Below are 21,041 nucleotides of genomic sequence, written 5' to 3' on the forward strand. Positions count from 1 at the left end.
GTCAAGAGTCATGCTGCAACCGCGTTGCAACGCCGTCGATGGCACACCTGATCGCTGTCCTATCGCCGGCAAGGCAACCGAACGTCGTTTTCGTTGGAACAATCGAGGCCTGTCTTGGTTCCCTCTGCTATGAAGTCTTGTCCTGGGCTGGCTTGCGAATGGTCCGGAGCATGGCAATGCTCTTGAGAAGTGATTCGGCTCGGCTGAAATGGCGTGGATTTCCGGTGATTGACCAAGCCCTGCTGGACAGGGTTCAGAAACAGGCGTGGTTCCACAAGTACCCACGCGGCTGGCCGTTCCTGCTGTTCGTGATCGCCTCGATCACTACGGCGGTTTCGGTCATGGCCATCGAGCGGGCCGATCGCCAGACGCGGCAGGTCGAACTGGACCGCAATCTTACCGAGATCGCTTCGGCGTTGCAGCGCCGCGCCACGGAGAACATTGCGTTGCTACGCGCCGGGGCCGCGCTCTTCGCGACTCAGGAAAACGTCAGTGCCGATCAGTTCCGCTCTTTCGCGGAGGACCTTCAGGGCAAGGGCGATCTCTACGGCTCGCTGGGCATGGGCTGGGCACCGCTGGTGCCGGCCGACCGCCTTTCGAACCTGGAACTGTCGATCCAGGGCAGCGACCGACCGGACTTCCTGGTCTATCCCCGTCCCGACGTTTCGCGGCGCAATCTGGCGCCAATCGTCTATCTCGAACCCGACGACGGCACGAACCGTGCCGCGCTGGGCTACGACATGCTGTCGGAGGACGTTCGCCGCGCGGCGATGGAGCGGGCGATCAAGCTGGGCAAGCCGGTTGCCTCGGGCAAAGTCCACCTGGTCCAGGACGTCAGCGACAGGAAGCAGACGCCGGGCTTCCTCATCTACATGCCCGTCATCGCGCCGCGCTCCGGCGGGCAGGTGAAGGGCTTCGTGTTCAGCCCGTTTCGCGCCGAGACTTTCCTGGAATCCGCCAGCGAACTCTACCGCAACAACAATATCGACCTCGGCGTCTATGACGGCGCGGTGGAGCCGGAAAAACTCCTGGCCGAACGGCGCACCGAGGGTTCCTCGGGGCCGCAGATGGAGCGCCGGATCGATCTCGGCAGCCATACCTGGGTGGTCGTCATCAGCGACCGCAAGAGCGGCGTGCTGTCGACCGCCTCGCGCATCACCCTGTTCTTCGGCGCGCTGGCCTCGCTGATGGTCATGGCGATCGGCCGGCTGATCACGCGGCGTGCGGCGGAAGACCGCATGGTGCTGGAATGGCTGCAGAGCCAGGCCGCGATCCGCAATTCGCTGACGCGCGAGCTTAACCACCGCGTCAAGAATACCCTTGCCAACGTGCTGTCGATCGCCGCGCTCACCCGGCGGCGGGCCTCGGACATCGACGATTTCACCGAGAGCCTCACCGCCCGCATCCGGGCGCTTTCGGCCACGCACGACTTGCTCTCGCAGTCCGACTGGACTCACGCGATCCTGGGCGACGTCGTCCGCTCCGAACTGGCGCCTTACATGGAGGGCAACGAAAGCCACGTCGAGCTGTCCGGCCCGGAGATCCGCCTGGCCCCCAACGACGCGATGTCGCTGGGCCTGGCCATTCACGAGCTGGCGACCAATGCCGCCAAGTACGGCGCGCTCAGCAGCAGCGGCGGGCGTATTCACGTCAACTGGGTGCTGGTCAGCCCGGATCTGGCCGAACTCGATTGGCGCGAGGAGGGCGGTCCGCCCGTGCGCGAACCCGTCAAGCGCGGGTTCGGCCGCGACCTCATCGAGAAGATCGTCGCGCACGAACTCAAGTCCGAAGTGGATCTTCGCTTCAAGCCGGAAGGCGTCGAATGCCGCCTCAAGGTGCCGGTGCGCGCCAGCCGCGAATTCGCGCTGAGGACCGACCGCAAATAGCGCGCGCCGGTACTCCATGTCGTCTTTCGGCATTTTCACCAAAACTTAGGTGAATGCCGATTAGGATGAACAATCGTTCATCCGGGAGGTGGGACATGGACGCGCGTAGCTGGGATCGACACATCGTCGAAAAGAAGATCGAATGCCGGGACGGGGAAACGGTGGGGAGCGCTTTCCTCTACGACCTGTCGGCCGGTGGCTGCATGCTGGAATTTCCGAAGGACGGACCCGGCAGGGGAACGCGGCTGGAGCTGGATCTCTGCCGCGACCAGCTCGTGCCGGGGGAAGTCGTCTGGCAAGTGGGGGGATGCGCCGGCGTGCGGTTCCTGGCGCCGATCCACGAGGCGGTCGTGCGCCACCTCGGTTTCCAGCCGCCGCCGCTCTCGTTCGACGAGCAGACCCCGCGCGACCGTTTCGGCCGGACTTTGCCGCCGCTGGACGCAGGGGAGCGCAGAAGCGCGCCTCGGGTGTGACGAGCGGATAAGCGGCGGGGGCGGGAGGGCGACTGCCCTTCACCCGCGCCGGTATGTTTCATGCGTCGAGCCCGTATCAGCGGCCTGAACGCGTCAGCGCCGCGCCGGCCGCTGGGCCGGGCGCGACGCCGAAGTCTGGAACAGGTTCAGCCGAGCGGCTTGCTCGAACCGAAGAACAGCGCCTGGCTGATCGCCGCGCGCACGGTCGCTTCCTGGAAGGGCTTGGTGACGAGGTAAGTCGGCTCCGGACGCTCGCCGGTGAGCAGGCGTTCGGGATAGGCGGTGATGAAGATCACCGGCACGTCGCCGAACTTGAGCAGGTCTTCCACCGCTTCGATGCCCGAGCTGCCATCGGCCAGCTGGATATCGGCCAGCACCAGTCCGGCAGGCGAGCGTTCGAAGATGTCGAGCGCCTGGGCATGGGTGGCGGCAGTGCCGACCACGCGGTGGCCCAGTTCGCTGACGAGGCCTTCGAGCTGCATGGAGATCAGCGGCTCGTCCTCGATGATGAGAACGTCGGTGGTGCTTTCGCTCTCGATCTCGAGGATCGCCTGGGCAACCAGGGCATCGACCTCTTCGGGCGAAACCGCAAGAATGCGGGCAGTATCCTCACGCGAGAATTCTTCCACCGTGGTCAGCAGCAGGGCCTGGCGATGGGTGGGCGCAATCGTGGCGAGGCGGGTCTGCGCCGCCTGTTCGTGCTGGCCGCTCTCGCCCGAAAGGCCGGGCTCCTCGACATGGCCGGTCGCCCAGATGCGGGTAAAGGCGGCGTAGAGCGCGGCGCGGCTGCGGGCGATATCCTCGCGCAGCAGCTTGTCGGCCAGGGCCGCTTCCAGAGTGGCGCGAACGTAAGTATCGCCCGACTGCTGCGAGCCGGTCAGCGCGCGTGCGTAACGGCGCAGATAGGGCAGCTGCATGGCGATCTGATCAGAGACGGACATTGAAATTCCTCGGATCGTGGGAAGTCATCTTCCTGTGTTCTTCATCGTATCGGTGGCCCGCGCCCCTCCCGACCAGTCATCGATTTCTGACGCCGCAAGGGGTGCAGGGCAACCTCAAAATTTTTCTCCGAAAGCCAGCATTCGCGGGAACCAAGTCGAGGGTCGCTCGTTTGCTCGGTATCACCACTGGCTCCCCCACCCCCCGCAAACCGGTGGTGACCCGATCCCGGAGGCCTTCGTTCACTTTCGAGTGGACGGAGGCCTCAAAGTTTACGGGCCGGCGATGTTCCCAAGATGAACGAAAAAAATTGCACTGGCTGCCGTGGATGTGACCTGCGGTTGCGAGTTGCCGAGCCTGGACCATCGAGGCTGCCAACTCGCGGGTTTCACTGAAGATCGCGCATCCGGCTCGTTCTGTCTTGTATCGAACGTAGAAAACCGTCGCTGCTGCGTGTCTGCGGAACTCTTCGGGAACTTTGTGTGCATTAGTCGCGTTTGCCAATTCGACGGACCATGAAACGGTGGTCAGCCAAGGAGGGAACGCAATGTCCGCAGCAACCGAAACCAGCGCCGGCACCGAAACAGTGAAGGCCGTGGCCGTGCCAGTGGCAGCCCTCAGCGACCGGGATTTCAAGCGCGCGCTTGCCGAAGTGGCGCCGCATCTTCGTGCATTCGCCCGCGGCCTCTGCGGCTGCCGCGATCGTGCCGACGATCTCGCCCAGGAAGCCATGCTGCGCGCATGGGCCGCACGCGAGCGTTATGCAGCGGGCACCAACTTCAAGGCCTGGACCTTCACGATCCTGCGCAACCACTTCTATAGCGAAGCCCGCCGCGCCCGCTTCCACGGCGAGTACGACGAACTGGCGGCGGAACGCATCCTGCGCGCCGAAGCCAGCCAGGAAAGCGCTGTCGAACTGGCGGACGTGCTTCGTGCACTCACCGCCATTCCGGAAACCTATCGCGAGGCCCTGATCCTCGTGGCTGCCGGCAATCTTTCCTACGAGGAAATCGCGCGTATCTGCGGCATTGCCCTGGGTACCGTGAAGAGCCGCATCTGCCGCGCCCGCGCGATGCTGTCGAAGGTGATCGAGTCGGGCCAGCTTCCCGATTTCCGCCACAACTTCGTCCTCACCGGCGAAGCAATCGACGCCTTCTTCGCCGAACTGGTGAAGATCGCCAACGTGGACGAACGGGATGCCATCGCAGCCTGACGCCGCAGCGGCCCCCCGGTCGCTTACAACGCGCTTGCTTTCGAGGCCCTCGCTTTCAAGGCCCTCGCTTTCACGGCCTGAGTCTTTGGGAACAGTGTCTTGGGCGCGATGATACAGGCAGCCGCCAAGATCCTCATCGTCGAAGATGAGTTTCTGGTGGCGCTACAACTCGAAGACATCCTTTCGGACGGCGGCCACGCCGTCCTGGGCACTTTCCCCGATGCCGCCTCCGTGGCGGCATTCGGGGAAGCCCCGGATGTTGCGCTGGTCGATCTCAACTTGCGCGACGGGCTCACCGGCCCGGCCGTGGCGCGCGATCTCGCCCTGCGCTTCGGCGCCCGCGTGATCTACGTGACCGCCAATCCCGGCCAGATCGACAAGCCGGCCCAGACCGCGGTGGGCATCGTCCAGAAGCCGTTTTCCCGGCAGGCTATCCTCTCCGCCATCGCTTACGCGATGGAAGACTGCCCGGACCACGCCCGTCCCGCCGAACTGGAACCGCTGCTTCGCGCCTGATGGGGATGCTTCCTGCCTGACGGCGGGGATAGGGTATGGTATGGCCGCAAGGCTTGGGACCGTTTCGGTCCCAGGCCTTTTGCAGGGAGCCGACCATGACGCTTCGCCGCTACACTTTCCCCCTCATCGCACTCGCCGTGCTGACTGGCACCGCGCAGGCGCAAATCCCCAGCCAGATCAATCCTGGCGCCATCGGCAGCTCGGCCTTGCCCGATGTCGCTTCCACCGGCGCAGGCAATGCCGCGGGTGTTCTGAGCTATTGCATGAAGCAGAAGCTGGTGGATTCGGTGGAGGGCAATTCCGTCTTCGGCCAGCTTTCCAAGAAGCCGGAGGTGTCCCAGCAATCGGAGGACTACCAGTCCGGCACTTCGGGCAACCTCATCAGCGCAGGCAAGGCGCCTTATTCTCTGGACAAGGCGCCCAAGTCCGTTCGCAAGACCGTGTGCAACATGGTGCTCAAGCAGTCCCGATCCTTCCTCTGACGCCCTGACCCTTACGGCCGGACACGAGAAGGGGCGCGAAGGGGCTGGCCTTCGCGCCCCCCGGGAGCACTCGGTCGCGCGATCGACGAGGGATTCAGACCGCGCCTACCTCGTGCTCGCCAGCCTTTGACGGATCGATCGTACCGCCGGTCGCCAGCTTGAACAGGCCGGTGATCCCGACGTCCGAAGTCCAGACTTCGGCATCGTCGACCTCGAAACGCAGCATGACGATGGAGGGATCGTCCTTGCCGTTGGGGAACCATGCCTCCACGGCATTGCTCCAATGCTTGTCGCGCACGGCGCGGTCGGTTTCCTCGACCAGTGTGCCGGAAACGCAGGCGAATACATCGTGGCCCTTGGTCATGACCTGGCCCATCGCGCGGCCGCCGGCGCCGATGCGGTTGTCCCGCTTGCAGAAGAACCACACGGCGTGGTGCGCTTCCTTGTCGAGCAGGGCGGTCATCGGCTCGGCATGGCCATGTGCGGCATCGAGCTTGATCATCATGAACGGGCTGGCGGCGAAGGCTTTCCAGAACCTCTCGCGGACGTGGCTTTCCATGGCAGGTCTCCTCCTGGTTGTTAACGAAGCAACGCCGCCAAAGCCCCGGATGTTCCCGTACCGCATGGCGCGTTCGGCGCGTTCGCAAACGCACCGAACGGCGCGGCGGGGCTGGGCCGGCTATTCGCGCTCATCGCCCGGCTTCTGTTCCGCCGCCAGCTGGAGTTCCTTGGGTTTGCGGTTCTCGAAAGTCTTCGCCATCGTCCTTTCGGCGTCCGCGGAGAGTGTCTTCGCGGCCGAGGGGAACATCTCTTCCTCTTCCTCGTCGATGTGATGCAGGTAGCGGTGGCGCATGTCCTTGAACTTCATGAGCCAGGCGCTGGAACTCATGTCGATGTCCAGCAGCTCGCCCAGGAAATCGTCGATCTCCTTGTGCTCCGAAACGGAGTGGCGCGCTTCGTCGCGAAGGTCGGGGCAGGCCAGCATCGTCGCATAGAGGGACTCTTCCTCGGCGGCGGCATGGGCCTGGAGTTCCTGGCGCAGCGCTTCGAACAGTTCGCGGCGTTGGGGGCTGTCGCCTTGGGTGTCGCCCAGACGGGCCAGCATGTCGCGGTGGCGGTCGTGGTCCGCCTTGAGATCCTTGAAAATACGGGCATCGGCCATGGTGTCGCTCCTTCCTGGGGCAATTCGTGTTGCCGAAGGAACGGGCGCCCCCGCGTTGCGGTTCCGCAGCGCTGACCGGTGGCCGACAACCTCGCGCCATATCGTGCGTTTTCCTGGTGGAGATGCCCGCAGGCCGAACCGCCCCGAGGCTGACCGATATCGCGACCACAGGATAGATCGATGCCCCGTCTGACATTTGCCGAAGAAACGGAGCCCGGCATCAGCCGCAAGCCGGTGAAGGGCGGCAAGATCGTCAGATGGGCCTATTTCGACCCCGATGGAGACCGCATCAAGGACCGGGACGAGATCGACCGGCTCAATCGCATCGCCCTGCCGCCCGCTTATGTCGACTGCTGGTTCTCCGCCGATCCCGAGGCGCATCTCCTGGCGACCGGCTTCGATGCGCGGGGGCGCAAGCAATATCGCTACCATCCCGACTGGCGCGCCGACCGGGACGCGCGCAAGTTCGACCGCTGCGCCGTTTTCGGCGAGGCGCTGCCCGGCCTGCGCCAGCGCGTGGCCGAGGATCTCGCCCTGTCGCGCCTCTGCCGGGAGCGGGCGATCGCCTCGGTCGTGGCCTTGCTGGACAGTGCGGCGATCCGCATCGGCAACGAGCGCTACGCCGAACAGAACCGCAGTTTCGGCGCGACGACGCTGCGGGGTCGGCACGCGACGGTGAAGGGGCGCACGCTGAAGCTGCGGTTCCGCGCCAAGCACGGCAAGCTGCGCGAGGTCATGTCCAGCGACCGCGCGGTGGTGGCCTGCGTGCGCAAGATGCAGGACCTGCCGGGGCAGCATCTGTTCCAGTATCTCGATGAGGAGGGCTGCGCCTGTCCCGTGGGTTCGCAGGATGTGAACGATTACCTGCACGAAACCATGGGCGATGATTTTTCGGCCAAGGATTTCCGCACGTTCGCTGCCAGTGCCCTGGCCTTTACCCGGATCTGGCAGGAGCCGGACGTGACACTCAAGGGCTTGCTGGAGGACGTGGCGGAGCATCTCGGCAATACGCCGGCGATCGCCCGCAAGTCCTACGTCCATCCAGCGCTGATCGCTTTCGTGCGCGCAAGCGATCCGGTGCCGAAGCTGCCGTCCGAACTCCCGCGCCGAACCCGGTGGCTCGCGCGCGAGGAACGGGGATTGATGGCCTTTCTCGAAGCCGCGCCGCCGGCGGCAAGCTGGGGTTAGTGCCCGAAAAGGTCAGGTCTGGAGAGACGGGGCAAGTGCCTTGGCCCGATCCCCTTACCCTTCGTGCAGCCGGGCGATGGCCGCGCGCACTTCGCGTTCGCCGTAAGGCTTGGTGACCACGGGCACGCCCTTGAACAGGCCGGACATCAGCGATCGCTCGCCATAGCCGCTGGCGAAGATGAAGGGCACGCCGCGCTCCGCAAGTGCCTGAGCCACCGGCTCGCTGGTTTCCCGGCCGAGGTTGACGTCGAGCATGGCGAAGGAGACTTCCCCGGTCTCGATCAGCGCCATGGCCGGCTGGATCGAACCGGCCACGCGGCAGTCCTGGAAGCCTATGTCGCGCAGCAGGTCCTCCGCTTCCATGGCGATGATGATGTTGTCTTCCACCACCAGGGCGATGCCGTTCTGGAGCGCGCCGGTGAGGTCCGCGCCGTCCGCAGGTGCGGGCGCGGGGCGCAGTTCGGACGGGCTGGGCGTCTCGAAGCTGGCGACATGGTCCGCGGGCAGGAGGAACAGCGCCTTCATCCCCTCCCTGGGGTAGATCACCGAGGCGGATCCACCCAGTTCGTGCGGGATAGTGCGCTCGATGATGGTGGAGCCGAAGCCGCGCCGGGTGGGCGTGGCAACGGGCGGACCACCGGCTTCGCGCCAGTCGATCTCCAGCGAGCCGTCGTCGCCGCGGTCGAGCGTGACCGTCACGGTCCCGCGCGGATCCGACAGGGCGCCGTACTTGCACGAATTGGTCATCAGCTCATGGAACACCAGCGCCAGCGTCGTGAAGGCGCTGGGCGCGACCAGCGCGTCGGGGCCGTCGATCACCACGCGGTCGGCGCTGTCGCTGGCATAAGCGGCGGTCTCGGTACGAATGAGGTCGTAGATCGAGGACGGCGTCCAGTCCTTCTGCGTCACCTGGTCGTGCGCGCGGGCGAGGGCGTGGATGCGGCTGCCGACGATATCGGCGAATTCGTCGATGGTCGCGGCGCCCTCCTTGCTCTGCGCCACCAGGCCGCGGATCAGGTTGAGGATATTGCGCACGCGGTGGTTCAGCTCCGCGATCAGCATGTCCTGCTGGCGAGTGGCCTGCTCACGCTCGACATGGGCGGCGTCGGACAGACGCAGCACGACTTCGAGCAGGGTGATGCGCAAGGCTTCGGCGGCGAGAACTTCTTCCTCGGCCCAGGGCAGGGAGAAGCCGCGGCGTTCCTCCTTCCAGATCTCGAAGCTCTTGCGGGGCGTCAGGCGCGCCCCGTTGGGACCAAGCTCGACCGCCTTTTCCGGATTTCCGGCCCATTTGACTTCGCGTACCTGCTCCTGGCGGAACAGGACGATGTAGTCGCGCGGGGAGCGGCTGACCGGCAGCGCCAGCAGGCCCGCGGCCTTGTCCAGCCATTCGCGGGCAGGCTCGAAGACCGCGCCGATGGAATCGGTGGACCAGATCGTGCTGGCGCCGGCGGTGTTGAGAAAGCGGGCGAGTTCGGCGAACTGCTGCTCGCTGGGCGCGGCGCCGTGGCTCATGAAGCGTCCGTCCACCCAGCCGATCGCGCCGTCGAAGGGGATCACGCGGCCGATCGATTCCGAGAAGTCCTCGAAAGCCTCCAGCAGCGACCCGCCACCCGCGACCCGCGACATCATCTCGTCGTGAAGCCGCATCGAGGCTGCGCGCTGTTCCAGCGCGAAGTCGGTTTCCTTCTGCTCCAGCAGATAGGCGAAGAACTCGCCGAACAGCTCGCTGGCGGTGCGGACGGAGTAGGACAGACGCAGCGGCGAATAGTGATGGCAGGCCATCAGCCCCCAGAGCTTGCCGCGCCGCATGATCGAAACCGACATCGATGCCTTCACGCCCATGTTGCGCAGGTATTCGATGTGGATCGGCGAAACCGCGCGCAGGCCCGACATGGACAAGTCGAGCGGGTCGCCATTCGGGTCGGTCACCGGATGGATCGCCACGGTGGGATCGTCGATGTCGCTGATGATGCGCAGCAGGTTGCGGGTGTAGAGCCGGCGTGCCTGCGCGGGAATGTCGGACGCGGGGAAGTGCTGGCCTTTGAAGCTGTCGACCATGCCGTTCAGGCTTTCGGCGATCACTTCGCCGGCGCCGTCGTTCTCGAAACGGTAGACCATCACCCGGTCGAACCCGGTCAGCCCGCGCAAGTGGCGGGCGGCGTTGGTGCAGAGCTGCTCGATGGAGGTGGCCTGGCGCAACCGGTCGATCATCGGGCGCACATAGCTCACGAAGTCGCGGCGGCGGCCGCCTTCGTGCCGCTCGATCTCCAGCACGTAGGACCGGCCGGAGACATGGATCGCCATGTCGAACAGGCGGCCATCGCCGCGCAGGTCCACCTCGAAGACGCGCTCCACCGCGCTCGCCCCGCCCAGTACCTGCAGTCGCGAGCGGATGTCGTGCATGGCGGCGGGGGACAGGAACTGCATGGCCGGCAGACCGACCAGTTCACGCGGCGCGATGCCGAACAGCTCCGCGCAGTTGAGCGAGACGTGGTTGATGATCCAGTCGCTGGAGAACGACAGGAGCCATCCGAAGCTCTGGATACGGCCGATGACGTGGATCGGTTCGAGATCGCAGGTGGTGAGGTCGACCTGGGGCATGTCGTCAGCCACGAACATCGCCTTCCGGTGCCGGAGCCTCGCCTTGCGCAAGATCGAAGGCCTGTGCGAAAGTGGCGAAGGCACTGCGGGCGGCCGAGACCGCCGCCTGGCCCTCCAGGTTCCCGGCGCGCTGCGCCTTGAGCCAGGGCACCAGCGCCTTCCACAGGCCGTGGCCTGCCTCGTCCTCCATGTAGCGCGAGGGCGTGCCATGGGCGCGGCCCCAGTAGCCTTCGCGGCGGATCACCGTCATGCCCAGCCGCGAACCGGCGACGACGTAGCAGGTGCCTGCGGCTCCGGCATCGGTGGCTCCGGCATCAGGGGCTGGCGCACCGCGCGCCGCGTCGTCAGGCATGGGGAGCGCCGCAAGGCGCGCGGCATCCATGCCCAGTTCGGCAAGGTCGGCCCGCAGCATGGCGGGATAGTCCGGGATGGACTGGCCCAGCACCGTCTCCGCGAAGTGGCGGACGATGGGGAACAGCGGCGCAAGGCCGATGGCATGGGCGGCCAGGAAGCGCGCCTGCGCTTCGCGGCGGCTCAGGTCGAGCGAGCCGAAAGCACTGTCGAGCCCTTCGTGAGCCGGAGCGGTGGCGCCGCGCAGGGCAGCCAGCAGGTCGGCTTCTTGGGCAGTCAGGTCCTCGGTCCGCATCAATTCGTTCGCCTAAAAGGAAATATCTACAAGCACTTGGTTCAGGATGCGCGGGCGTTGCCCGGGCGCGCCCGCATACGGGACGTGCTTAAGCACAAGGATGCCCCGACGCGCCAGCATTTGTGCGCCTCGCGCTTTTGCCCCGCCCTTTTGTTCTGGCACATCCCGTCCCAACACCCCGTGCCCCGCACATCTTGCGAGGCATCACAACTCCGGCGCCGGAGAAATGTTCCTCCGTAACGCTTTAACGGCCCGGCACCCCTGCGTCTGTTCACTTCTGTACGCGGCCCAAGGGAACCGCAAGCGGCCAGCCGCATTACTGGCCTTAAGGCGCGGGAGAATATGGTGAGTTATATCAGGGAGCCGATGAAAATGGCCGTCCAGTCGGGCCACGAGCAGAGCGATCTTCTCGCTGCCCTGAGGCCGGCGGATTTTGCCCTGCTCGAACCCCACCTGGCCGAAGTGCAGATGCGGCCCGGCGAAGTGATCTACCAGCCGGGGGACCCGGTCGATTACTGCTTCCTGCCGCGCGGCGGCGCGATCTGCTCCTATTTCGTCGAACTCGACAGCGGCATCTCGGTGGAGACGATCCTGGTGGGCCGCGAAGGCGCGCTGGGCGGGGTGGTGAGCCACGGCAGCCTGCCGGCATATGCGCGCGCCAACGTGCTTCATGGCGGCCTGTTCTGGCGCATCCCCACGCGCCAGCTCGATGACGTGAAAAGCCGCTCCCCGTCGGTCGCCAGCCTGTTCGCGCGCTATGCGGACTGCGTCATGGCGCAAGTGTTCCAGTCGATCGCCTGCAACGCGGTCCATACCATCGAGGAACGCGCGGCCAAGTGGCTGATCGCCGCGGTGGACCGGATCGGCCGCAACGACGTGACGATGACCCAGGAACAGCTCGCCTCGATGATGGGGATCGGGCGCAGCTATGCCAGCCGCGTGCTCCAGCGCTTCAAGCGCGAGGGGCTGGTGCGGACCCGGCGCGGCGGGATCCATGTCGCGGACCGTGAAAGCCTGAGCGAGAAGGCCTGTTCGTGCAACGAGCACGTTGCCGCGCATTTCGAGAAAGTGCTGGGCGGCGTCTACCCGAAAGAGGACTGAGCGCGAAAGAGAATGGCGTGTCCGCCGCGCCGGTGATCCCCCAAGAAATACCGCAATCGCCTCCGTAATCGAGCAAAGTTGCCGGCGTTCTGCTGCAACACGGAGTGATGTCGTGAAATAGACATCGAAGTGACATCGAATTTGCGCTCAATTGCCATGAAGCGCTCTTAGCTACCCCTGTGCGAATGTCACAAGAACAGGGGCACACCATGACTGAAGGGCTTCCCGCCAACGGCTATACCGATGGCGATGTCGATACGAATCCAACTACCGAGCGCTCGCTGGAGAGCATGGCCGCGGAGCGTTACTCGCGCCGCCAGGCCCTGTTCCGCGGCGCCGGCGCCACGACCATGGCCTTCATGGGCACGGCCCTGCTGGCCGCCTGCGGCGATGACGACAACGAAAACACCGTTTCGGTCAGCGCCGGCGCCAATGCCGCGACCAGCGCCGGCCGCGTCGTCACGCTGACCGGCACGCCCGAGAACGGCTTCGGCGGCTATGCCACCGGCTGGGCCCAGACGTCCGGCACCGCCGCGACCCTCACCGGCACCGGCTCCACCGTCAGCTTCCTCGCCCCGGCCGTGAGCGCCGCCAGCGATCTGGTCTTCACGTTCTCGGCCACCAGCGTGACCGGCGAAGTGCGCACCGCCACCACCACCGTGCGCGTCTCGCCGGCGGTGCTCGGCTTTGCCGCCGTCGCTCATAGCCTGGAAGACAGCGTCAAGGTGCCCTCGGGCTATTCGGTCACCGTGATGACCCGCCTTGGCGACCCGGTCGCCACCGGTATTTCGGCTTATGCCAACGACGGTTCGGACAGCAACTTCGCCCAGCGCATCGGCGATCACGGCGACGCGCTGCACTTCTTCGGCCTCTCGGCCGCCGGCGGACGCGACGATGCCAGCTCGACCCGCGGCCTCATGGTGCAGAACCACGAGAACCTGAACGTCCAGTACCTCCACCCGAACGGCCCCACGAACGTTTCCACCGGCCCGCGCCCGGCTGCCGAAGCGCTCAAGGAAATCGAGGCCCACGGCGTCTCGGTGTCGGAATATGTCGATGCCGGAAGCCGCAAGTGGTCCTACGTGCCCACCGGCAGCTTCAATCGCCGCATCACCCCGAACACGCCGATGAGCTTCCACGGTCCGGCAGCCGGTTCGGCGATGCTGGTCACGGCTTACTCGACCAATGGGTCGATCGGCCGCGGCACCATCAACAACTGCGCCAACGGCATCACGCCCTGGGCCACCAACCTCACGTGCGAGGAAAACTGGGCCGGCTACTTCCGCCGCGACGCAGCGGACGACGCCAAGCGCAGCGTTCGCGAAATGACCGCGCTTGCCCGTTTCGGCGTCACCAGCCGCACCGGCAGCTATGCCTGGTCGTTCGCCGATTCGGCCGACTCGATCTACACCAAGTGGAATGCGACCATCATCGGCGCCAGTGCGGCCGAAGATTATCGCAACGAGCCCAACCAGTACGGCTGGGTGGTCGAGATCGATCCCTACGATCCCAAATCGACCCCGCGCAAGCGCACGGCACTGGGCCGCTGCGGCCATGAAGGCGCCTTCGTTCGCGCCGTCGATGGCCAGAAGCTGGGCGTCTACATGGGCGACGACTCGCGCCGCGAATACCTCTACAAGTTCGTGTCCTCGGCCACTTACGCCGCAGCCGATGCCGCCACGACCAGCCGCCTGGCCATGGGCGACAAGTACCTTGACGCCGGCACGCTCTACGTCGCCAAGTTCAATGCCGACGGTTCCGGCCAGTGGCTGCCCATGGTCTTCGGTTCGGTGCCGAACCGTGCGGCCGTGGGCACGACCCCGGAATATGTCTTCGCCGACCAGGCCGACATTCTCGTCAACACCCGCCTGGCCGCCGACGCGCTCGGCGCCACGCCGATGGACCGTCCGGAATGGACGGCCGGCAACCCGGTGACCGGTGAGATCTACCTCACCCTCACCAACAACAATGCCGCCGGCCGTCCGCTCACCGGCACCGACGCTGCCAACCCGCGCCACTACAACGACCCCAAGGGTTCGTCGAACACCGCGCAGTACGGCAACCCCAACGGCCACATCGTCCGCCTGCGCGAAGACGGCGACACCACGGCCGCGCTCACCTTCAAGTGGGATATCTACCTGTTCGGCGCGGATGCCGCCGATGCTGGGGCCAACGTCAACATCTCGGGCCTGACTGCCGACAACGACTTCTCCAGCCCGGACGGTTGCTACTTCTCGCGCGCAACCAATGCGGCAGGCCAGTTCAATCCGGTGCTCTGGATCGAAACGGACGACGGCGCGATGACCGATCGCACCAACTGCATGCTGCTGGCGGCCATTCCCGGCCATGTCGGAGACGGCGGCGCCAGGACGATCACCAACACCGGCTCCACCGGCGCCACCGCCACCCAGGCGACCATCGTTGGCGCGGCAGCGACCGCAGCGAACCTGCGCCGCTTCCTCGTCGGACCGGTCCAGTGCGAGATCACCGGCATCGACATGACGCCGGACGGCCGCACGCTCTTCGTCGGCATCCAGCACCCGGGCGAGGACGGCACCCCGGCCGCACCGTCGAGCCACTGGCCCGACAGCCAGACGGGCGCGGCGGCTGCCACCGTGCGTCCGCGCTCGGCGATCGTTGCGATCACCAAGGATGACGGAGGCGTTATCGCTCTGTGAGCGATGATGGGGGCGTTATCGCGCTCTGACGGAAATCCTTTAGCGATCGAAGGAGGAGGGGACGCAGCGCGTCTCCTCCTCTTTTCGTTCAGGGGCGCGTCGGTCGTATCGCCCCGGCGTTGCGCCGAGGGGATACTGCCGCTGGAACTGGTGCCCGCGATGGCTTAATGAACAGTCCTGTTGATAACAGGAGAGGCCGCGTGAAAGAGACGGGCAAGCCGCAATATGGCAACGGGCAAACAAGCACCAGGACCACGCTGACCGCGCAGGACATGGACGAGGAACGTCTCGCCACCTACCCCACCACCGCCTTCCTTTCGAAGGACTACCTGGCAGCCGAAAAGACACTGCTCTGGCCGAAGGTCTGGCAGATGGTGGAGCGCGAGAGCGACCTGCCGAATCCCGGCGACTGGATGACGTACGACGTCGCGGACGAATCGATCATCGTCCTGCGGGGGGACGACGGCAGCCTGCGCGCCTTCCACAATGTCTGCCCGCACCGCGGCCGCCAGCTCGTCTCGGTGCCGTCGATGCTGCCCGGCAAAGTGCACGACGTGCGCGGCAACAACCGCAAGAGCTTCGTCTGCGGCTTCCACGGCTGGACGTTCGACCTGGACGGCAAGAACACCTACATCCTCGACCCGCAGGACTGGCAGAACAAGCTGACGCCGGAGATGACCTGCCTGTCGGACGTGCAGGTCGATACCTGGGGCGGCTACATCTACATCAGCATGGACCCCGATGCGGTGCCGCTGAAGGAATGGATGGGCCGCGCGGGCGAGATCCTGGATCACTTCGACCTGGCCGGCATGCACTACAAGTGGCGCCAGTGGGCGATCTACGACTGCAACTGGAAGACCGCAATCGAGGCGTTCCTGGAACCCTACCACGTCGCCGGCACCCACACGCAGCTGCTCGCTTATGGCGACTACTACGCGCTGTCGAAGCAGTACGGGCTGCACTCGGTCTCCAGCTACGACACCCGCGACAGCAAGTTCCAGATGAGCGAAAGCGCCGGCACCACCCGCGCCGGCAAGGGCGACGACGCGCGCGTCTCCACCTACGAACTCATCCGCGAAAACTACGAGACGGTGAACTACTCCGCCTCCACCGAAACGCTGGTGAATGCCGCCAGCCGCCTGGTGGACGAATTGCCCGACACCGCCACGCCGGGTGAGATCATCGCTCACTGGCTGAAATCCGCCCGTGCCGACGATGCCGCGCGCGGGGTGGTCTGGCCGGACGTCCCGCCGGAGATCAAGAAGGAGGGCGGTCTCGCCTGGGGCCTGTTCCCCAACCAGAACATCCTGCACGGCGAGACGTTCGCGCTCTGCTACCGCGTGCGTCCTTACGGCGACGACCCGGACAAGTGCGTGTTCGAAAGCTACGCGCTCGAACGCTTCCCTAATGGCGAGGCGCCGGAAACCGAATGGACTTATGCCGACCCGATCGGCGAGAACTGGGGTTCGGTGCTGGCGCAGGACTTCTCGAACATGCAGTTCGTGCAGAAGGGCATGAAGTCCAGCGGCTTCCGCGGCCCGCTGCCCAACCCGCACCAGGAGCAGAAGGTCATCAACCTCCACCGCAACCTGGCCAATTTCATGGACGGCATGGGCGCGCCGACGCGGCTGGAACTGGAGTAAGCCAAAAAGCCCGTCGTGCCGGAACGGTGACGACGGGCTTTTTGCGCGTTCAGGCGGCGGTTCGCGCCGTCACTTTCCAGCGCGAAAGGTCCAGCCCGCAGATCGCTTCCAGCGTCTCCACGTCGCGCGCATAGAAATCGCGCAGCTGTTCGCGCAGGCCCGGCGCGAGCGGGGGATAGGTCATTTCCCGCGCCAGCAGCGAGCGGACGTTCTCGAACACCGGGGTGCCGCGTAGCGGGCGCACCGTGTCTTTCAGCGGGGCCAGCGCCTTGCGCAGCGGCAGCGGCAGGATCGCGGCGCGGCTGTTGTTGGCGCGCTCCCGCGCGGCTTCCGGCCGATAGACCGGCGAGACGCCGATATGTTCGGACACGGCCTCGACGATTCGCTCGGGCTGCACGGTCACGTCGTCATAGAGGTAGATCAGGATCTGCTCGCGCGGAAACAGGTCGTACCAGCGCGCCAGATGGCGTGCATAGAGCCCGTCCTCCAGAAAGCGGGGGTAGGGATTGTCCATCGAGCGCAGGTATTCTTCCGGGGGCCCTTTCAAGGTGCCGCGGCGGTAGAACATCTTGTAGTCGGAATAAGCGCGCTCCACCGGGTTGCGCAGCTGCAGCACCAGCCGCGCCTGCGGCAGCGCGCGGGCGATCCGATGCGCGGCCAGCGGATGGGCAAGATAGTCGGCGGATTTCTCGCCGATCACCTGGGCCTGCGCAGGGCGGTTCGCGAAGAAGCCGCGATACCAGTCCTCGCCGCGATCGAATTCGGAACTGAAGTAGTGCGGCTCGGCATCGGGCATGAAGATCGCCGGATTGTCCTGAAGGCGCGCCTGGATCCAGGTGGTGGCTGCCTTGACCGCGCCGATGACGATGAAACCGGGATGCCATTCGGGGGTCATCATCGTGCCGTCGTCTCCATCATCGCCTCGCGCAGGGCTTCGGCCATGCTTGCCATGTCCTGCGGTTCCAGCGTGTGATCGACCGGGAACATCAAGGTTCGCCGGCCGAGGTCCACGGCATTCGCCAGCGCGCCGTCGCGCCGGACGGGCAGTCCGGAGAGCGCATGTTCGCGGCTCATGTCGGGGCACGATCCGCTTCCGGCGGGAATGCCGCGCGCCAGCAGACCGGCCAGCACCGCGCGGCGGCGCTCTTCCACCCGGTCGGCGCTGCCTTCCAGGCGGACATAGAACTTGTACCAGGCATGGCCCACTTCCGCCGGCGCTTCGGGCAGGATCAGCCCGGGCACATCGGCCAGCATTTCCAGCAGCGCCTCGGCATTGCGGCGGCGGGCGGCCAGCCAGCGCGGCAGCTTGCCGAGCTGGCAGCGGCCGAGCGCGGCCTGCATCTCGGTCATGCGATAGTTGGAGCCGGGCGTGTCGTGGATATAGCGGAAGGCGCCGGGCGTGCCGCCGCCGTCAGTGACCTTGAGGTAGCTCTTGCCGTGGTCCTTGAAGGCCCAGCCGCGCAGCCAGACCTGATGGTCGCGCAGCAGCAGCAGGCCGCCTTCGCCCCCGGTGGACATGATCTTGTCGGTGCAGAACGAGAAGGACGATGCCGCGCCGAAGGAGCCGACCTGGCGGCCGCGCCAGGTGGCGCCGTGGGCCTGGGCGCAGTCCTCGATGAGGTGGAGGCGGTGATCCTCGCAGATCCGGCCGAGCGCATCCATGTCGCAGGGCCAGCCGGCCAGATGGACGCAGAGCACGGCGCGCGTCGCCGGCGTCACCAGCCGCTCGACCGAGGCCGGATCGATGTTCTGGCTGACCGGGTCGACATCCGCGAAGACCGGCAGTGCGCCCACCGCCAGCACGCAGCTGGCCGTGGCGAAGAAGCTGCGGGCGGGGACGATCACTTCATGGCCCGGCCCGACGCCAAGCGCGCGCAGCGCCACTTCCAGCGTCAGCGTGCCATTGGCCAGGCACATCCCTTCCGGCATGCCGACGAAGCGGGCGAACTCGGCGGCAAAGGCGCGGTTCTCCCCGCCGTGCACGAGCGCATTGACCTTGCCCGAGCGCAGGACATGGGCGACCGCCTCGATCTCGTCGGCCTCGTGGCGGGGCCAGAGGCTGCGCACGGGCCGGGGCGGCACCGGCTCGGTCGCGGTCGTCGTCGCGGCCGATACCGCGGAGGCGTGCAAAGGACGGGTGGTGTCTGCCGCCGGCGAGGACGCATCCTCGACGGCGGGCGGGGAAGCCAGGTTCACGACAATGCTCTCCTCAAGCCTTGACCGGTTCGCCGGTGCCGTGCGGGTGGATCATGCTCTGGTTCTCGACCACTTCGAACCCGGCACTGCCGCTCGGCACCTTGACGAGGGTGTGCGTGATCCGCCGCGCTTCGGTGTGGTCGCCCAGTTCCACCGCGCGGGCGAGCCGGTCGATGCTGCGCGAGATGAAGGGCAGGGGGATCGGCTTGGACTGCGCCTCGAAGATGCCCTTGATGCCCGAGGGAAGCTGTTCCTCGCAGATGTCGAACAGCTCCTCGTAGAGCTTCTCGCCGGGGCGCAGGCCCACGAATTCCACCGGCACGTCGATCTCCGGCTGAAGTCCGTAGAGCCGGATCATGCGATAGGCGAGGTCGACGATGCGCACCGCCTTGCCCATGTCGAGCACGAAGATCGTGCCGCGCTGGGAGTTCTGGCTGAGCGCGGCCGAGCTGCTCTGGAGGATCAGCTGCACCGCTTCGCGCACGGTCATGAAGAAGCGCTCGATGTCGGGATGGGTGACGGTGAGCGCGCGGCCTTCGCGAAGCTGGCGGTGGAACAGCGGGACGATGGAGCCGCTCGATCCCAGCACGTTGCCGAAGCGCACGGTCATGAAGCGCGGGGCTTCCGGATCGTCCACGCCGCACATGTCCAGCGCCTGGCTGTAAAGCTCGCCCACGCGCTTGGTGGCGCCCATCATGCCCACCGGGTTCACCGCCTTGTCGGTGGAGACCTGGACCATGGCCTTGGCGGAATATTCGCAGACCGCGTCAGCGACGATGCGCGTGCCCAGGATATTGGTGTGGACCCCGGCGCAAGGGCTGGCCTCGACGATGGGCACATGCTTGAGCGCGGCGGCATGGTAGACGATGACCGGCCGGTGGCGCTCGAACACGCGGCGCACTTCGTCGCGTTCGCGGATGTTGCAAAGCTCGGGCTGGACGTCGAGATCGGGATACTGCTCGCGCAGCTTCATCTCGATGGCATAGAGATGGTATTCGCTATGCTCCACCAGCACGATGCGCGAGGGGCGGAAGCTGGCGAGCTGCCAGCACAGTTCGCCGCCGATCGTGCCGCCCGCGCCGGTCACCAGCACGCACTTGCCGGTGATCTGGCTGGTGATCTGCTCGCCCTCCAGCGTGAATTCGCTGCGGCCCAGCAGGTCCTTCACCGAAAGCTCGTCGGGCGCGGCACCGTGGTTGCGCTGGAGGATATGGCTCCAGCCGTCGCGGATGCGCGAGAGTTCGAGGCCGAGGTTGCGCGCGCGCGACGTCAGCCGCGCCATCTCGCGGTTGGAAAGGTCGGTGCCGTCGTCGCAGGCGATCACCAGCGAAGGGCGGCGGCCCTGGAGTTCCAGCGTTTCCACCGCATGGGCCAGATCGTCGTGGCTGCCGAGCACCGGTACGCTGGCGATCTGCTGCAGGGTATCGTTGTCGGCCGGAAGCAGGACGCCGGTGACGAAGAAGCTGGGCGTGGCCTCGCGGCGCAGCATCTCGATGATCGAGAGCGCCCAGTCGGGCGATCCCACCAGCAGCGCGCCGCGCAGGTTCTTGTTGTCGACATGCGCCGGCAGGATCTTGGCCGTGTGCGTCATCTTCTCGCGCAGGGCACGGCGGGCGCCGCGCACGAAGAACAGCGCGGTCATCGCGAAGAGCCACTGGGCCAGCGCGATCTCCAGCAGCTGCGCGCGTTCGGCGCGCACACCGGGCACGATCATGATCGCCACCCAGGCCAGCGCGAAGGCCGGCACCGTCAGCATCGCCAGCTGGATGGCATGGGCGAAGCTGAAGTAGCGCCAGCTGCGGCGATAGATCCCGGCGGTGTAGAACACGCCGATCACCACCAGGGCAAAGCCCAGGATGGCGCCCATGTGGCCGTCGGACTTGGGGAAGCCGGTCTTGCCGATCAGCGTGAAGGCCAGCGCCAGCGTGATCGACAGCACGATGAAGTCGATCGTCATCAGCACGGTATTGCGGAAAGTCCGCCGCAGGCTGAACTGCGTGGACGGAGAGCGCGAACGCCCGCCCGTCGATCCGAACTTGCGTACGCGCAGGAACCTGTTTGCGGAGCCGACGCTCATCGTCGAGGCACTGCTTCCCGTGGCGGTATGACTCATCGCGTCGACCTTTTCAGCTTTTCGGGCCCAATTTCCCCGGTGCATCCTGCCTCCCGGCGTTCCGGAGCAGTGCCCGTGGCAGTTTCCGAGGGTCCGGCTTTTCCGGCTCCTTCTTTCCGGCGCCGTTTTTCAGGACCGGAAAAATGCTCGGGGGGCCGCACCCGGCCTCATCGATTCATGATCTATTGACCAATTTCAGGG

The 21,041-nt window shown here is 66.0% G+C and carries 17 protein-coding genes; 9 read left to right on the forward strand and 8 right to left on the reverse strand.

The window, feature by feature from the left end:
- Nucleotides 1-224 precede the first annotated feature (224 nt).
- A complete protein-coding gene (locus AC1VV3_RS13805) occupies nt 225-1,886 on the forward strand; it encodes a CHASE domain-containing protein (RefSeq protein ID WP_134095098.1) in 1,662 nt (553 codons plus the stop codon).
- Nucleotides 1,887-1,981: 95 nt separating this feature from the next.
- The gene (locus AC1VV3_RS13810; protein ID WP_314463706.1) at nt 1,982-2,359 is read left to right on the forward strand and encodes a PilZ domain-containing protein; all 378 of its coding nucleotides are present in this window, start codon (nt 1,982-1,984) and stop codon (nt 2,357-2,359) included.
- Between the two features lie 146 nt (nt 2,360-2,505).
- Here the strand turns inward: AC1VV3_RS13810 and AC1VV3_RS13815 are convergent, their stop codons facing one another.
- On the reverse strand, nt 2,506-3,300 hold the full coding sequence (locus tag AC1VV3_RS13815; protein ID WP_132261806.1) for a response regulator: 795 nt from the start codon (nt 3,298-3,300) through the stop codon (nt 2,506-2,508).
- Between the two features lie 545 nt (nt 3,301-3,845).
- On the opposite strand from AC1VV3_RS13815, the gene AC1VV3_RS13820 reads away from it, so the two are divergent.
- The 3 genes from AC1VV3_RS13820 (at nt 3,846) to AC1VV3_RS13830 (ending at nt 5,509) form a co-directional block, all read left to right on the forward strand.
- The gene (locus AC1VV3_RS13820; protein ID WP_243654007.1) at nt 3,846-4,511 is read left to right on the forward strand and encodes a sigma-70 family RNA polymerase sigma factor; all 666 of its coding nucleotides are present in this window, start codon (nt 3,846-3,848) and stop codon (nt 4,509-4,511) included.
- A gap of 108 nt (nt 4,512-4,619) precedes the next feature.
- A complete protein-coding gene (locus tag AC1VV3_RS13825) occupies nt 4,620-5,027 on the forward strand; it encodes a response regulator (protein ID WP_134095096.1) in 408 nt (135 codons plus the stop codon).
- Nucleotides 5,028-5,122: 95 nt separating this feature from the next.
- On the forward strand, nt 5,123-5,509 hold the full coding sequence (locus AC1VV3_RS13830; protein WP_431568697.1) for a DUF2501 domain-containing protein: 387 nt from the start codon (nt 5,123-5,125) through the stop codon (nt 5,507-5,509).
- A 94-nt stretch (nt 5,510-5,603) separates the two neighbouring features.
- On the opposite strand, the gene AC1VV3_RS13835 is transcribed toward AC1VV3_RS13830, so the two are convergent.
- Together AC1VV3_RS13835 and AC1VV3_RS13840 are read right to left on the reverse strand one after the other, a co-directional pair.
- Nucleotides 5,604-6,068: a pyridoxamine 5'-phosphate oxidase family protein gene (locus AC1VV3_RS13835; RefSeq protein ID WP_134095094.1), complete on the reverse strand. Its 465-nt coding sequence runs from the start codon at nt 6,066-6,068 to the stop codon at nt 5,604-5,606.
- 120 nt (nt 6,069-6,188) lie between these two features.
- Nucleotides 6,189-6,671, reverse strand: coding sequence for a hemerythrin domain-containing protein (locus AC1VV3_RS13840; RefSeq protein ID WP_431568698.1), 483 nt, complete (start codon nt 6,669-6,671; stop codon nt 6,189-6,191).
- Between the two features lie 180 nt (nt 6,672-6,851).
- Here AC1VV3_RS13840 and AC1VV3_RS13845 point away from each other — a divergent pair, with 180 nt between their 5' ends.
- The gene (locus AC1VV3_RS13845; protein WP_431568699.1) at nt 6,852-7,859 is read left to right on the forward strand and encodes a DNA topoisomerase IB; all 1,008 of its coding nucleotides are present in this window, start codon (nt 6,852-6,854) and stop codon (nt 7,857-7,859) included.
- A 54-nt stretch (nt 7,860-7,913) separates the two neighbouring features.
- Here the strand turns inward: AC1VV3_RS13845 and AC1VV3_RS13850 are convergent, their stop codons facing one another.
- Both AC1VV3_RS13850 and AC1VV3_RS13855 read right to left on the reverse strand, forming a co-directional pair.
- Nucleotides 7,914-10,481 (reverse strand): HWE histidine kinase domain-containing protein, encoded by a 2,568-nt coding sequence (locus AC1VV3_RS13850; protein ID WP_431568700.1) that lies wholly within the window; start codon nt 10,479-10,481, stop codon nt 7,914-7,916.
- Nucleotides 10,468-11,109 carry a biliverdin-producing heme oxygenase gene (locus tag AC1VV3_RS13855; protein ID WP_431568701.1) on the reverse strand — a complete coding sequence of 214 codons (642 nt, stop codon included), beginning with the start codon at nt 11,107-11,109 and terminating at the stop codon, nt 10,468-10,470. Before AC1VV3_RS13855 ends, AC1VV3_RS13850 begins: the two co-directional genes overlap by 14 nt.
- A gap of 345 nt (nt 11,110-11,454) precedes the next feature.
- Here AC1VV3_RS13855 and AC1VV3_RS13860 point away from each other — a divergent pair, with 345 nt between their 5' ends.
- The 3 genes from AC1VV3_RS13860 (at nt 11,455) to AC1VV3_RS13870 (ending at nt 16,531) form a co-directional block, all read left to right on the forward strand.
- A complete protein-coding gene (locus AC1VV3_RS13860; RefSeq protein WP_243654009.1) occupies nt 11,455-12,210 on the forward strand; it encodes a Crp/Fnr family transcriptional regulator in 756 nt (251 codons plus the stop codon).
- Between the two features lie 209 nt (nt 12,211-12,419).
- Complete coding sequence (locus AC1VV3_RS13865; RefSeq protein WP_482961919.1) at nt 12,420-14,888, forward strand: PhoX family protein; 2,469 nt, start codon at nt 12,420-12,422, stop codon at nt 14,886-14,888.
- Between the two features lie 272 nt (nt 14,889-15,160).
- On the forward strand, nt 15,161-16,531 hold the full coding sequence (locus tag AC1VV3_RS13870; RefSeq protein ID WP_431568800.1) for an aromatic ring-hydroxylating oxygenase subunit alpha: 1,371 nt from the start codon (nt 15,161-15,163) through the stop codon (nt 16,529-16,531).
- Between the two features lie 49 nt (nt 16,532-16,580).
- Here AC1VV3_RS13870 and AC1VV3_RS13875 read toward each other — a convergent pair whose 3' ends face one another.
- Genes AC1VV3_RS13875 through AC1VV3_RS13885 form a run of 3 tightly spaced genes read right to left on the reverse strand, consistent with a single transcriptional unit; the run spans nt 16,581 to nt 20,840 of the window.
- Complete coding sequence (locus AC1VV3_RS13875) at nt 16,581-17,429, reverse strand: sulfotransferase family protein (protein WP_243654011.1); 849 nt, start codon at nt 17,427-17,429, stop codon at nt 16,581-16,583.
- On the reverse strand, nt 17,426-18,727 hold the full coding sequence (locus AC1VV3_RS13880; protein ID WP_482961920.1) for a DegT/DnrJ/EryC1/StrS family aminotransferase: 1,302 nt from the start codon (nt 18,725-18,727) through the stop codon (nt 17,426-17,428). Before AC1VV3_RS13880 ends, AC1VV3_RS13875 begins: the two co-directional genes overlap by 4 nt.
- A 13-nt stretch (nt 18,728-18,740) precedes the next feature.
- A complete protein-coding gene (locus tag AC1VV3_RS13885; RefSeq protein ID WP_165921304.1) occupies nt 18,741-20,840 on the reverse strand; it encodes a nucleoside-diphosphate sugar epimerase/dehydratase in 2,100 nt (699 codons plus the stop codon).
- Nucleotides 20,841-21,041: the final 201 nt, after the last annotated feature.

It is taken from the genome of Novosphingobium sp. BL-S-34 (assembly GCF_056857015.1).

What these genes read in the sequence shown, in the direction of transcription:
- AC1VV3_RS13875 (WP_243654011.1), bottom strand. Translation starts at nt 17,429, where the DNA reads ATGATGACCCCCGAATGGCATCCCGGTTTCATCGTCATCGGCGCGGTC.
- AC1VV3_RS13850 (WP_431568700.1), bottom strand. Translation starts at nt 10,481, where the DNA reads ATGTTCGTGGCTGACGACATGCCCCAGGTCGACCTCACCACCTGCGAT.
- AC1VV3_RS13825 (WP_134095096.1), top strand. Translation starts at nt 4,620, where the DNA reads ATGATACAGGCAGCCGCCAAGATCCTCATCGTCGAAGATGAGTTTCTG.
- AC1VV3_RS13855 (WP_431568701.1), bottom strand. Translation starts at nt 11,109, where the DNA reads ATGCGGACCGAGGACCTGACTGCCCAAGAAGCCGACCTGCTGGCTGCC.
- AC1VV3_RS13820 (WP_243654007.1), top strand. Translation starts at nt 3,846, where the DNA reads ATGTCCGCAGCAACCGAAACCAGCGCCGGCACCGAAACAGTGAAGGCC.
- AC1VV3_RS13835 (WP_134095094.1), bottom strand. Translation starts at nt 6,068, where the DNA reads ATGGAAAGCCACGTCCGCGAGAGGTTCTGGAAAGCCTTCGCCGCCAGC.
- AC1VV3_RS13865 (WP_482961919.1), top strand. Translation starts at nt 12,420, where the DNA reads ATGACTGAAGGGCTTCCCGCCAACGGCTATACCGATGGCGATGTCGAT.
- AC1VV3_RS13845 (WP_431568699.1), top strand. Translation starts at nt 6,852, where the DNA reads ATGCCCCGTCTGACATTTGCCGAAGAAACGGAGCCCGGCATCAGCCGC.
- AC1VV3_RS13830 (WP_431568697.1), top strand. Translation starts at nt 5,123, where the DNA reads ATGACGCTTCGCCGCTACACTTTCCCCCTCATCGCACTCGCCGTGCTG.
- AC1VV3_RS13840 (WP_431568698.1), bottom strand. Translation starts at nt 6,671, where the DNA reads ATGGCCGATGCCCGTATTTTCAAGGATCTCAAGGCGGACCACGACCGC.
- AC1VV3_RS13810 (WP_314463706.1), top strand. Translation starts at nt 1,982, where the DNA reads ATGGACGCGCGTAGCTGGGATCGACACATCGTCGAAAAGAAGATCGAA.
- AC1VV3_RS13885 (WP_165921304.1), bottom strand. Translation starts at nt 20,840, where the DNA reads ATGAGTCATACCGCCACGGGAAGCAGTGCCTCGACGATGAGCGTCGGC.
- AC1VV3_RS13815 (WP_132261806.1), bottom strand. Translation starts at nt 3,300, where the DNA reads ATGTCCGTCTCTGATCAGATCGCCATGCAGCTGCCCTATCTGCGCCGT.
- AC1VV3_RS13870 (WP_431568800.1), top strand. Translation starts at nt 15,161, where the DNA reads ATGGACGAGGAACGTCTCGCCACCTACCCCACCACCGCCTTCCTTTCG.